Annotated in this window: 9 protein-coding genes; 5 read left to right on the top strand and 4 right to left on the bottom strand. The window is 55.4% G+C overall.

What is annotated here, in order from left to right:
* Positions 1-50: 50 nt before the first annotated feature.
* Positions 51-608 (bottom strand): DNA-3-methyladenine glycosylase, encoded by a 558-nt coding sequence (locus JQR86_RS06555; RefSeq protein ID WP_434154542.1) that lies wholly within the window; start codon positions 606-608, stop codon positions 51-53.
* Between the two features lie 216 nt (positions 609-824).
* Between JQR86_RS06555 and JQR86_RS06550 the strand changes: the two genes are divergently transcribed.
* The 3 genes from JQR86_RS06550 to sstT all read left to right on the top strand — a co-directional run bounded on the left by JQR86_RS06550 (position 825) and on the right by sstT (position 7,376).
* The gene (locus JQR86_RS06550; RefSeq protein WP_434154540.1) at positions 825-2,609 is read left to right on the top strand and encodes a sensor domain-containing phosphodiesterase; all 1,785 of its coding nucleotides are present in this window, start codon (positions 825-827) and stop codon (positions 2,607-2,609) included.
* A gap of 132 nt (positions 2,610-2,741) precedes the next feature.
* The gene (locus JQR86_RS06545) at positions 2,742-5,804 is read left to right on the top strand and encodes a PAS domain S-box protein (RefSeq protein ID WP_407362034.1); all 3,063 of its coding nucleotides are present in this window, start codon (positions 2,742-2,744) and stop codon (positions 5,802-5,804) included.
* Between the two features lie 357 nt (positions 5,805-6,161).
* Complete coding sequence (sstT, locus tag JQR86_RS06540) at positions 6,162-7,376, top strand: serine/threonine transporter SstT (protein ID WP_010795049.1); 1,215 nt, start codon at positions 6,162-6,164, stop codon at positions 7,374-7,376.
* Positions 7,377-7,427: 51 nt separating this feature from the next.
* Here sstT and JQR86_RS06535 read toward each other — a convergent pair whose 3' ends face one another.
* Entirely contained in the window at positions 7,428-7,754 is a 327-nt protein-coding gene (locus JQR86_RS06535) for a hypothetical protein (RefSeq protein WP_122042110.1), read from the bottom strand.
* Between the two features lie 222 nt (positions 7,755-7,976).
* Positions 7,977-8,210, bottom strand: a complete 234-nt coding sequence (locus JQR86_RS06530; protein WP_010795051.1) for a hypothetical protein — start codon at positions 8,208-8,210, stop codon at positions 7,977-7,979.
* Between the two features lie 158 nt (positions 8,211-8,368).
* Between JQR86_RS06530 and JQR86_RS06525 the strand changes: the two genes are divergently transcribed.
* A complete protein-coding gene (locus tag JQR86_RS06525; RefSeq protein ID WP_407362035.1) occupies positions 8,369-8,917 on the top strand; it encodes a hypothetical protein in 549 nt (182 codons plus the stop codon).
* A 263-nt stretch (positions 8,918-9,180) separates the two neighbouring features.
* Entirely contained in the window at positions 9,181-12,420 is a 3,240-nt protein-coding gene (locus JQR86_RS06520; protein ID WP_434154539.1) for an ATP-binding protein, read from the top strand.
* 230 nt (positions 12,421-12,650) lie between these two features.
* Here the strand turns inward: JQR86_RS06520 and JQR86_RS06515 are convergent, their stop codons facing one another.
* On the bottom strand, positions 12,651-12,857 hold the full coding sequence (locus JQR86_RS06515; RefSeq protein WP_026003743.1) for a hypothetical protein: 207 nt from the start codon (positions 12,855-12,857) through the stop codon (positions 12,651-12,653).
* Positions 12,858-12,993: the final 136 nt, after the last annotated feature.

The raw sequence follows: 12,993 nt of genomic DNA, 5'->3' as shown, positions 1-12,993 counted from the left end.
CGACCCTGCAGACACGCCAAAGGTGCTGTATGTAGCGACCAGCCGTCAGACTAGCGAAAGCTGCGGCTTAGAAAAGGGGACCCTTTCAAACCAAACCGCCAGGGCACATCGCGCGCCTTGGTGATACCGATCCGTGGCCCTGAAATCGTCTCAAAAGGCGCTGTCGGTGCGGCCAATTCGAGGCCTGGCCACTCCAGTACAAGCCCGTCGTGCTCTCCGGTAATTCCCAGAGCCTGACACACACGCCCTGGGCCTGCACATAGCAGGCGTAGCGTATCGAGTCCGCGGCGCTCACGCATGATGTCAATTCCTTCCAGGGGCTCCAATGCGCGGATCAGCACACCCGCCCCATGCCCCGTGTCGCAGCAGACGATGTTCAGGCACCAGTGGATGCCATAGGAGCGATAGACATAGAGATGGCCTGGCGGCCCAAACATGGTGGCGTTACGCCGCGTAAGCCCGGAAAAGCTATGGGAGGCTGGGTCTTCGCGATCATAGGCTTCGGTCTCGACGATCCGCCCGCCTACACCATTAACGGTAAAAACCCAGCCAATCAGTTGATGCGCCACTTCATGGGCAGGAGATGCAAAATCAATCGGTACAGTCATGGTCATATTGCCTATACAGTCATAGAGACACATGACACTCCTGAGGACCTCAGGTGCCGTTGAACGATCATTCCAGATTGAACGTGTGCAACCTTATCGGCCGATCTTGACGTTGCTTTAACAGGCATTTTCTAAACGCTTGGTAGGAATTTTTAATATCTGACATGTATCACAAAACCCATATGATCCAAAAATAGCCCACGCCTGATAACAATCATGAACAACCTAGTGCCCACTCCCGCGAACGAGTCCGAGCGGATTGCAGAAATCCAGCAGCTGTGCCTGATCAATCCGGAACCGGATCGCGCTTTCGACAAGATCGTTGCGCTGGCTGCCGAGTTGTTTCAGGTCCCGATTGCCCTGATTTCGATTATCGATACTCACCGGCAATGGTTCAGTGCAAGCGTCGGGCTTACCATCAGCGAAACGCCGCGTGAGCACTCCTTCTGTAACCATGCCATCTTGAGTGATGAGCTTTTCATGGTCAGCGATGCTACCCAAGACCATCGCTTCAGGGACAATCCGCTGGTTACGGGGGAGCCTCATATCCGCTTTTACGCAGGCGCTCCCCTACTGACTCAACAGGGCCTTGGGCTGGGCAGTTTGTGCATCATTGACACGAAGCCACGGCCTTCCCTGGATAAGCATCAGGTAAAGCTGCTGAGTCAGCTTGCCGAGCTGGTCATGACGCGTGTGGAAACGCTGCGCAACCTCAACTTCATTGATTTACCGACCGGCCTGTTCAATCGCCCTCGCCTGGAAAGGGATGTCTCGAGCTTTTTCTCGGACCAGGATCTTCCGATCACGCTGGTGGCAGTCGATGTCATTGCGCCTCGTATCCTCAACGACATCGTCAAAGCGTTGGGCTATACGTTTTCAGAACGGCTCATGCTTCTGATCAGGGACCGCCTACAGGCTGTTGTACCCAAGGATCTTGCACTTTACAGGATCAGTCCTACACGCATTGCCTTTATATTGGCGAACATCGAAACGGAGGCAACTGAAACGCTTTACAGGCATATCCTCGAGTCCTTTGAGGCGCCGCTGGTTTGCGACACCATTCCCATCCAGACGCAGATAGGTCTGGGCATTCTGGTCCTTAACAAGGAAAAGGCACGCTCAACGGACTGGATACGTTCGCTGGTCAGCGCGGCAGACGATGCACGGGAAAACAATGCTGGCTGGGAGATGTACAGCCCGCGCCGCGACCACGCGCAGCAGCGCGCCTTTCGCCTGCTGAGCGCACTGACGATAGCGCTTCAGGCGGACGATCAGCTCAGGCTCTACTTCCAGCCTAAAATCCAGCTGGCTACCAGTGAGTGTACGTCTGTAGAAGCCCTGCTCCGCTGGCGTCATCCTACGCTGGGCGACATCAGCCCAGGCGAATTCATACCGCTGGCTGAAAAGACGTTCCTGATTCGCTCAGTCAGCCTGTGGGTACTCAAGGCTGCGGTCAAACAGGCGAAGGCATGGCAACAACAGGGACTGAACCTGACGGTAGCCATCAACGTATCCGCGGCCGACCTGGACGATGAAGTGTTTACCGATACGCTGACTGCCCTTCTCAGAGAATATGATCTGCCGGCGCAGCGGTTGGAGGTGGAGTTTACCGAGGGCGCCCTGATCCGGCAGACCGAAGTTGTGCAGCGTCAACTGGAGCGCATCCATGATCTTGGGATCGTCATCGCTATCGATGACTTTGGTACGGGCTACAGCAACTGGTCGTATCTGCGGGATATTCCGGCGTCTGTGGTCAAGCTTGACCAGTCCTTCATCCACAATACGCTTCGGCAGGAAAAGGATAAACGCATCGTCAAGGCCATGATCAAACTGGCCAAGGAGATGGACTACCGGGTAGTGGCTGAAGGCATCGAGACCGAGGAGATCTACAAGCTGATGCGAAACTGGGGATGCGATGAAGGTCAGGGCTACCTCATGGCTCGTCCCATGCCGGCCCTTGCCCTGCTTGAATGGCTCGAGAGCAGACCGCTTCGCTATTAAAGTTCCTCCTGAGTCCTATCGAACAACAAAGCCGTCTAGCAATTCTCAGCCTCATGAGGCGTTGGTCTTACCAATGGGATAAACCCTTACTTTTTCTGTCACATCATGAACCGATAGAAAAAAGTATTACTTATGGAATCCGGTAGATCCTCCCTTAGCGCCTTGAGCCCTGGTGAACTGGCCCAACTGGTATTGGCCAATACCTCTGACTATGCCGTGGTCGTGTCCGACCTGTCAGGGACCATCGTGGACTGGAACCCCAGCGCGGAAAAGGTCCTGGGCTGGACGGCAGCCGAAGCCATTGGTCAGCCGATATCTATTTTCTTTACACCAGAAGATTGTGCACAGGATCGGCCTAACGTTGAGATGACAGAAGCCGCCCAGTGCGGTTGCGCTAAGGATGAGCGGTGGCATATCAAGCAGGATGGCACACGCTTCTGGGCCAGCGGCGAGATGAGTGCGCTGCGCAGGGATGGCGTGCTGATGGGCTATTCCAAGATCCTGCGTGACCGTACGCCCGAGCGTCTTGCTGCAGAGCGCCTTCGACTGGCTCAACAGGTAGGAGAGATCGGAACGTTCGAATTGCACCCGGCTCAAGGACGCATAACCGTGTCTCGGGAGATGTGCCAGCTTTGGGGGCTGCCTGAGCAGGAGAGCTTTCAGATCGAGGAGCTGATTGCACTCATCAACCCTGAAGATCGCGCACGTGTTATCACCAACAGTCATGAGTTTTTAGAGGGTGCGTTGGATTACGTTGAGTATCGTATCCGCAGGCCTGACAACGGAGAGGAACGCTGGATGGCTCGTCGAGGCGAGCCTATTCTGGTCAATACTCGTGAAGGCATGCGTTATTTTGGCGTGTGCTACGACATTACAGATCGCAAGCGGGCCGAGCAGGCTCGCCTTGAAAGCGATGCTCGTTTGCGCAACCTTACCCAGGAGATGCAGGAAGGGTTTTTCGTTGCAGAGCCCATCCTGGACGCAACAGGCCATATGGTTGACTTCCGTTTTATCGAGGTCAACCCAGCGTTCAGCCAGCTAACCGGGCTTCCGCCTGAGCAAGTGCAAGGCCGGACCCTCCGCGAAGCACTACCTCATATCGATGACACGCTGATAGAGGGTTATGCACGCTTCATACGTCATAACGATCCCGTACATTTTGAACTGCAGCTGCAGGCGTTGGAAGGTCGTTGGTTCGAGTCCTGGTTAAGGCGTCTGGACCCTACCCGCTTTGTTGTGCTCTTTCTGGACGTCACCGCGCGTAAGCAGGCCGAAGCCGCCTTGTCGGAAAGCGAAGCACGCTTCAAGGCCATCACGAACTCCATTGACCAGATGGTCTGGGCCAGTCGCCCGGATGGTCATCATTACTACTTCAACGAGCGCTGGTACGAATTCACCGGATCGGTGCCAGAACATACCGATGGTGACAAGTGGATTGAGATGGTTCACCCCGATGATCGGGAGACCACTTGGGCGTCTTGGCAGCAATGCCTCACAAGTGGTGAGCCCTACCGCACAGAGTTTCGGCTTCGCCATCGCTCCGGCCAATACCGCTGGGTGCTCGGGCGGGCTCAGCCGGTACGTAATGAGCGTGGTGCGGTCGAGGGCTGGTTTGGTACATCGACCGATATTCAGGACATCATCGATGCTCGCGAGGTCCTTTCCCGTTCACGGGAGGAGCTTGAAAAGCAGATTGAGCTACGCACGCGCGAGCGTGATCGAATCTGGCGTTTAAGTAACGATCTGATGAAGGTCTGCCAACTGGATGGCCGACTCATTTCGGTGAACGAGGCCTGGTACGAGACGCTAGGCTGGTCGGAAAACGATCTGCTTGGCAGAAACTATCTTGAATTCATTCATCCTGATGATGTTGACCGCGTCACGCATGGGCTCAGCATCATCGATCAGGAACGGCGGGCCCGTTCCTACGAGGTACGCCTGCTCCACCAGAATGGCAACTATAGGTTGACCTCCTGGACAGCCGTACCCGAGGAAGGATTGATCTATTCGGTGGGTCGAGATATTACCGAGCAGCGTCAGCTTGAGGATCAACTTCGTCAATCCCAGAAAATGGAAGCTGTCGGTCAGCTCACCGGCGGTATCGCCCATGACTTCAACAATCTGCTGACGGGCATTATCGGCTCGCTGGACCTGATGCAACGCCGTTATGAATCAGGGCGCGCCCAGGACCTGGAACGGTATATGAGCGCTGCCGTCACGTCGGCGCAGCGTGCAGCCGCCCTCACCCAACGCCTTCTGGCTTTTTCGCGGCGCCAGGCTCTGGATCTCAAACCGGTCAACCTGAACACCCTGGTTGCGTCGATGGAGGAGCTGCTCAGACGCACCATTGGTGAAAAGATAGCCCTCGATACGACGCTTGCAGCAGGATTATGGCCGGCGCTTACCGATACGAATCAGCTGGAAAGCGCGCTGCTTAACCTTGTGATCAATGCCCGTGATGCCATGCCGGAGGGCGGAACGATCACTATTGCCACCTCCTCGGCGCACTTTGATGAGCACACTGACGATCCACACCTGACATTGGCGCCAGGTGACTATGTCGTACTGTGTGTAAACGATACCGGGACGGGCATGAGCCCAGAGGTTATCGAGCGCGCCTTTGATCCGTTTTTCACCACCAAACCCATCGGTCAGGGTACCGGCCTTGGCTTGTCCATGATTTATGGCTACGCCAAACAATCCAAGGGACAGGTCCGTATCTTCTCCACACAGGGCAAAGGTACAAGCGTCAGGCTATATCTACCTCGATACCGTGGCGCGCTGGATGAGCACGCGATCAATACCGAAAGACAATTGCTTAAAGGCTCCGGCGAGACTGTATTGGTGGTGGAGGACGAAACCATTGTCCGCTCGCTGATCGTCGAAGTGCTCGATGAGCTGGGCTATAGCTCGCTTGAGGCGGTCGATGCGCAGCAGGCGATTCCTCTGCTACAAAATGGTCAACAGATCGATCTGATGATCTCCGACGTGGGGCTGCCGGGAATGAACGGCCGCCAGCTGGCCGATGTAGCCAGAACCCTGCGACCGGAGCTGAAGATCCTGTTTGCGACAGGCTATGCCGAAGGCGCCCAGGTCGAAGGCTACCTGGGCGAAAACATGGAGATCATTACCAAGCCGTTCAATGTGGATGCCTTGGCCAGCAAGATTCAAGAGATGATCAAGGCTCAAGATTGATGCGCGTCAGGAGACTAAGAATCATGCCCCTCTCCCGAAGGGCATGACTCATATCACGAGGCGTCTGAATAAGCCCGTATAAGGCAAGATTGTCAGGGTTGCGCTCCACAAACGCATTCAACGACCCTGTATCAATAGGCCATTACGCCTTGCTGGCGATCGGCTTTTGCGCTTTTAGTGTCCAAAAGCAGGCAAATACCTTTAAAATCCGTCGCTTCGCTCAATGGCCGTACGTGAAAAACGAACCTTTAGCGGGACAGACTGATCCTGTACGGCGTGTATTCAACTCGCGTGAAGGGAACGCACGAACCCCGTCTTTGCCAACATCGCCCCGCTTCCTTATAAGTTGATCTTGCCATGACCCAAGCTACAAACCCCTTTCTGAACTGGCTGATGCGCTCCAGTCTGGTGATGCAGATTCTCATCGGACTGATCGCCGGCATCGTGCTTGCGCTCGTTGCGCCCTCTGCGGCCCAGGCCACAGGTTTCATCGGCTCCGTGTTCGTCACAGCCCTGAAAGCGGTTGCGCCGATTCTGGTATTTGTTCTGGTAGCGTCCTCCATTGCCAATCACAAGCAGGGACAACCTACCCATATCAAACCCATCCTGTGGTTATATGTAATCGGGACGCTGTCTGCATCGGTAATTGCTGTACTAGCCAGCTTTCTCTTCCCATCGACCTTGACGCTGGTCGCCCATACCAGCGATATCAGCCCGCCGGAAGGGATCAGCAGCGTATTGCAAACATTGCTGCTGAGCATCGTCGATAACCCGGTCAACGCGCTTATCAATGCTAATTTCATGGGCATTCTGGCCTGGGCCATTGGCCTGGGCATTGCCTTCCGTCATGCCAGCGAGACGACCCGTACCGTGTTCACTGATCTGGCGGATGGCGTTTCGAGTATTGTCCGCTTCGTGATTCGCTTTGCGCCGCTCGGTATTTTCGGTCTTGTATCCTCGACCCTGGCAACGTCCGGGTTTGATGCCTTGGCGGGTTACCTGCATCTTTTGGTCGTATTGATTGGTTGCATGCTGCTGGTGGCCTTTGTGGTTAACCCGCTCATCGTGTACTGGAAAACACGACGCAACCCCTACCCCCTTGTCCTGACCTGCCTGCGCGAGAGTGGCATCACAGCGTTCTTCACCCGTAGCTCGGCTGCAAACGTACCGGTCAACCTGGGCTTGTGCGAACGGTTGGGCCTGCATGAGGACACCTATTCGGTTTCGATTCCGCTAGGCGCCACGATTAATATGGCTGGCGCAGCCATTACCATTACTGTGCTAACACTGGCTGCAGTCGAAACACTGGGTATTTCCGTTGATATTCCGACGGCTCTTCTGCTCAGCATAGTGGCCGCGGTTTGTGCCTGCGGTGCGTCAGGCGTCGCGGGCGGTTCGCTGCTGCTGATCCCACTGGCCTGCAGCCTGTTCGGGATTCCCAGTGAAATCGCCATGCAAGTGGTAGCGGTAGGCTTCATTATCGGGGTGGTTCAGGACTCGGCAGAAACCGCCCTGAACTCTTCCACCGATGTGATCTTTACGGCAGCGGCCTGTCAGGCTAAGGAAGCCTGACAGTTAGGCAGCGGAAAGAAACCTCCCTTTCCGCTGCCCTACTCCCTACAGTCAGGCAGGCTCCACTGTAATCTTTGGCGTGCCGTTCTGGGTCTGCACCTTGACCCTTCCAGGGGTGTATTCGACGAGGTGGCCCCCGTCAAAGATAAAGGAATAATCCGAGCGATCGGCTGACATGCTGAGCAACCGGTCCCTGTAAACAAGGACGGTCAGCGACCCTTCCTTCTGTATATGATCCGGTTTACCCATCGAGCCTACGAGTTGCTGCTCGGTCATGTACCGCTCAATCTGCACATCCTGAGCGGTCTGGTCATTCTTGTTCCCATGGGTACACGCTGCCAGGAGCGCCAGGGAAAGCATCACGATTGTCTTGCGCATGAATCTTCATCCTTTTCCGGCCCGGCAGCACTCACGGCTGCACGCCATGCCGAACCCTGATTGACATCGCTACGCTCAAGGCCCGGTCATCCTTAAAGGACTTCAACCCAGTCGTAACGATTCCTTCCGACTCGCTTTCTGTGATTTCGTTCGCAGCGATTGGAAGCTCAGACAGGATGGAGCCAAGAAACAGATGAGATGGCTATATGACCTCAAGGGAAATCAGCGCTTTCCTGGCTGCTTACGTCCACGAAAACGGTTGCGATTGAGCAGTACATAACCGATGAACTGGACAACTGCCGACAGGACCAGGGGCGTCAGGTGACCCGCGTCACGAGGCGCTCTTTCAGGACCGATCAGCGGCACCAGAGCCGTTACCAGCCCCACTACTCCGCCTACGAACAGCACCAGGCCGATCCAGGTTAATGGGCGTACTTTGGATTTGGAGTCGTTCATTCGATTACTCAGCGAGTTTCTAGGCTCGGCTATTCTATAGGATTGCCCGCCAGACTGCCCCCGGTCGGTTGTGCTGAACCGAAACGGTTTCTTACCTTCAAACCTGTATGTTGCCTTCGCAACCCAATCCCATCCGATTCCAACCGCGAGTATTCAGCATGCGTATTGCTTGTCTTGCTTGGGGCTCCCTGATCTGGAAGCCTGGCCCGCTTCCATTGGCTTCTGCCTGGATGAACGATGGTCCAAGGTTGCCGGTAGAGCTCTGCCGCACCTGTGACGGTGGAGAATTAGCGGTTGCCTTGTCTTCAAACGCACCGGATAGCCCCACGTTCTGGGCACTGTTGAATGTTCAGGACATTGATATCGCCCGTGAATTGCTACGTGATCGCGAGCAGATCAACCGTGAACGCCCTGAATACGTAGGCAGTATTCCAGGCGAATACGAAGGTCCCTATGGTGAACGCATTCGAGCCTGGGCTGACCACAGGGAGCTGGATGCCGTGGTCTGGACGGCTTTGCCTCCCAAGTCGAGGGACGAAGAGGACCGTATGCCTTCTGTTGATGAAGCCATTGCTTATCTCGATGGGCTTAAAGGGGATATTCGAGACCATGCCTGCAACTATGTCAGGCAGCTTCCGCTTGAAATCAGAACGCCTTATCGCACCGCGATCGAGCAGCGCCTGGGCTGGATGCCTGTTGATCAATGACTGATTCCTAACAACGGACAGTTGAGTTCATCGGCGAAGCATGGATTTAATACACTTTGTGTCCCGGATAATCCGGGAGCCGCCTGTTATCCTGTCACATGACCTCACATAACGCTTCTGCTCTAACTCTGTTTCGTGGCCCTGGTGAGATACGTGCCCTGGCAAGGGACCTCGATTGGTCGAAAACACCACTAGGCGCCGTATCTACCTGGCCACAGAGCCTTCGCTCAACGGTCCGTACCCTTCTTTCGTCTCAGTACCCCATGATCCTTACCTGGGGTACTGCATTTACGCAGATCTACAATGATGCCTACGCCAAGCTGATCGGCGATAAACATCCCCGAGCGCTGGGCGAGGATATCCGCATTACCATGGCGGAAAACTGGGATACCCTTGGTCCTATGATCGAACGGGTCATGGAAAGTGGACAGGCGAACTGGACCGCAGCCCTTCCTCTGTTGATGGACCGCGCAGGCTACCGCGAAGAAGCCTATTTCAGCGTCTCCCATGCACCAGCCGAAAATGACGAAGGAAGCATTGTCGGCATGCTGGCTGTGTGTAGCGAAGTCACTCTGCAGGTTGTAGGCGAGCGCCGATTGAAGCTGCTGAGCGATCTCTCAACACAGGCCGGTGAAATTCGAAGTGTCGAAACCACCGGCAGGGACATTGGAGCCGCACTGGCCAGTGATCCGCTGGATCTGCCTTTTGCACTGCTTTATCTAAAAGGCCCTGAAGAGACGCTGAATCTGGTTGCCGCGACGCCCATAGACCCGGGGGCTCATGTGCCCTCTACCATGTCTGTAGGCAGCACCGCAACTGAGCCGCTGTGGCCCTTCAAACAGGTCTTGGCTGGGCAAGCCCAAACCATTACCGGGCTTTCAGATGCGCTGGGGCTTCATGGTGGCCTCTGGCAGGACCCTGTCGATTCGGCGCATATCATGCCGATCGCTGGCGAAAGTGATGCCGAGCCGCTAGGGGTCCTGATCGTGGGGATCAGTCCAAGCCGTGCGCTGGATGATGCCTATGCCACATTCATCACACTGGTCGCAGGGCAGGTTTCGACGGCCCTGCGCAATGCCCGTGCGTATGAACAGGCACAGCAGAGAGCCGAGATGCTGGCTGAGCTGGACCGTGCCAAGACTCAGTTCTTCTCCAACGTATCCCATGAGTTCAGAACCCCCCTGACACTCATGCTGGGTCCACTTGAGGATCTACTTGGAACACAAACCCTGACGCCCGAGGTTCGGGGTGAGTTGACCATAGCGCACCGCAATGCCCTGCGCCTACTGCGGCTGGTCAACACATTACTGGACTTCTCCCGTGTCGAAGCAGGCCGCTCGCAAGCCCGGTTCGTGCCTACGGATCTGGCATCTTTTACAGCAGATCTGGCAAGCAGTTTTCGCTCGGCTATCGAGCGGGCGGGTCTTCGTTTCGATGTCTTCTGCCCCACCCTCCCCGAGCCCGTCTTTGTCGATCGGGAGATGTGGGAAAAGGTGGTCCTCAATCTATTATCCAATGCGTTCAAGTTTACGTTCAGCGGCCAGATCCGCCTGGAACTGAGCTCGACCGATACCCATGTTCAGCTGACCGTAGCTGACACCGGGGTCGGCATTGCTGCAGAGCACCTTCCCCGTCTTTTTGAGCGCTTCCACCGAATCGAGGACACCAAGAGCCGTTCCTATGAAGGTTCAGGTATTGGCCTGGCCCTGGTGAATGAGCTGGTTGCACTGCATGGTGGCTCGGTATCCGTGAACAGCGAGCTGAACCACGGCACCACGTTCACCTTGAGAATTCCCTTTGGCAGCCGTCATCTCCCGGACGAATCGCTTCAGGATAGTGCATCCGGTGCGAGCGAAAGCCCTGGAGCGGCACCGTTTGTAGAGGAGGCCTTGCGCTGGCTGGTTGATGACCCCGTGACTCCGCGGCTGGAAACCCAGGCGGCTGGAGCGGTGATGGTCGCAGCAAGGGATCCCATGAAGCGGCGTGCCCGTATTGTGCTAGCCGATGACAACGCGGATATGCGCGCCTACATTCAGCGCCTGCTTGAGCCTGATCATGACGTTGTTGCGGTTGCAGATGGAGCCGCCGCGCTTGAGGTTCTGCAGCAGTACGGAGCAGACCTGTTACTGACCGACGTGATGATGCCCCAACTGGATGGATTCGGCTTGGTACGCAAGCTACGGGAAGATCCGCTGCTTAACACCCTGCCCATCATTATGCTCTCGGCACGTGCCGGTGAAGAGGCCAGTGTGGATGGGTTGGCAGCCGGTGCAGATGACTACCTTGTCAAGCCCTTTTCCGCCCGGGAGCTCAAGGCCAGGGTTCAATCTACCCTTGAGCTGGCGCACCTGCGCCAGGAAGCCGAGGAGCAGCTGGCCCAGTCGCGAAAGATGGATGCGATCGGTCAGCTGACGGCGGGCGTGGCTCACGACTTCAACAACCTACTTGCCGTCGTAATCGCCTCGCTGGATTTGCTGGAGCGGCGTACTCACGACGAGCGTACGAGTCGCTTGCTGAAAAATGCACAGCAGGCCGCCAATCGAGGCGCCAGGCTGACCGCGCAGCTGCTTGCTTTCTCGCGTAAGCAGCGACTCAATGCCCGCCCCGTTGACCTCAACTCGATCCTACAAGGTATGCAGGCCCTGTTGCACGCCACCCTTGGCGGCACCGTAGAACTGGTGATGAACCTTCAAGCAGGCCTCTGGCCCGCACAAAGCGATTCTGACCAGTTTGAGTTGGCTATCGTAAACCTGGCAGTGAATGCGCGGGACGCCATGCCCGGCGGCGGACGCCTGACCATTCAGACACAGAACATAGGTGCCTCGGATAGTCGCCCGGCCTCCCTGGGACGAGGCGAGCTCATACGTATCAGCCTTATTGACACCGGTGAAGGCATGTCTCAGGAGGTGCTCAGCCACGTGTTCGAGCCCTTTTTCACCACCAAAGCACAGGGCAAGGGAACAGGACTGGGCCTGGCCCAGGTCTATGGCACGGTTCGTCAGTTTGGGGGAGACGTTGAAATACAAAGCCAGCCAGGTCACGGCACGTGCATCTCTCTTTACCTGCCTCGTACTTCAGAGCCGGTACAGGCAATGAGCGAGCCGGTAAACGTAGACCTTTCCTCTCCAATCCCGTTAAGGATTCTGCTGGTGGATGACGACCCACAGGTACGTCATTCAACGTCCGCCATGCTATCGGAGCTAGGCTATGAACACATCGAGGCGGCAAACGGGCAGGAAGCGATACAGCAGTTACATGATGGAGACGGGATAGACCTGCTTCTGACCGACTATGCCATGCCCGGCATGACAGGCATGGAGCTGTGCAAGCAGAGTCTGGCCATCAAACCGGAGCTCAGGATTGTGCTGATGACGGGATATGCGGACTCAGCTGCGCTCTCTGCGGGCAATCTTACAGTATTGAGCAAGCCGTTTACTTTGAGCCAACTTGCTAGCGTCATTATTAATGTTGCAAGCCACGAGCAAACTATCAAACTTAATTGATATAAGTGCATTGGTATAAACAAAACCCTCAAGACAGGCTCTATCTTGAGGGTTTCAGAAATACTTTATTGTTGAGCAAACCGCATAGAAACATTGAATCCATTTAAAATAACGGCCCAATATTCTTTTCAAAGGCAAATAAATACCCTGATCCGCTAAACAGGATCCTATGAAGTAGTTTTGCTTTTATTCTTATGCGGTAAAAGCCACAGGGCTTGAAAGAAGCGTAATCAGGTCAGCAGCGGCGTTTCTTGGGCAGCACGGCTGATGTCTTCGATGATCTGCTCTTTTTGCACTTCAGTCAGTGAATTCCACTGCTTCTGTGCGAAAACGGTAAGACTGAATACGATATAAGCCGAGAGGACGCCAATAACCAGCCATTCCATGATCGATACGCCCTCTCGACGACGTTTCGATGCACCTTCTTTAGTTCTCACGTTACCTCCACACAAGATATTTAAAAAATCGATTCAGCTGCCTGAAGACGCAAGCTTAATATCCAGCGGTCACATCAAAAGGCAGCAAGCTAACTAATAGGAGCAAAATACCTGACGAGCGGTTATTAACCAGTCA

The sequence above is a fragment of the Pseudomonas sp. JZ134 genome, from assembly GCF_051027695.1.
GTDB lineage: Bacteria > Pseudomonadota > Gammaproteobacteria > Pseudomonadales > Pseudomonadaceae > Chryseomonas > Chryseomonas luteola.
This window is presented reverse-complemented; position numbering and strand designations above follow the sequence as displayed.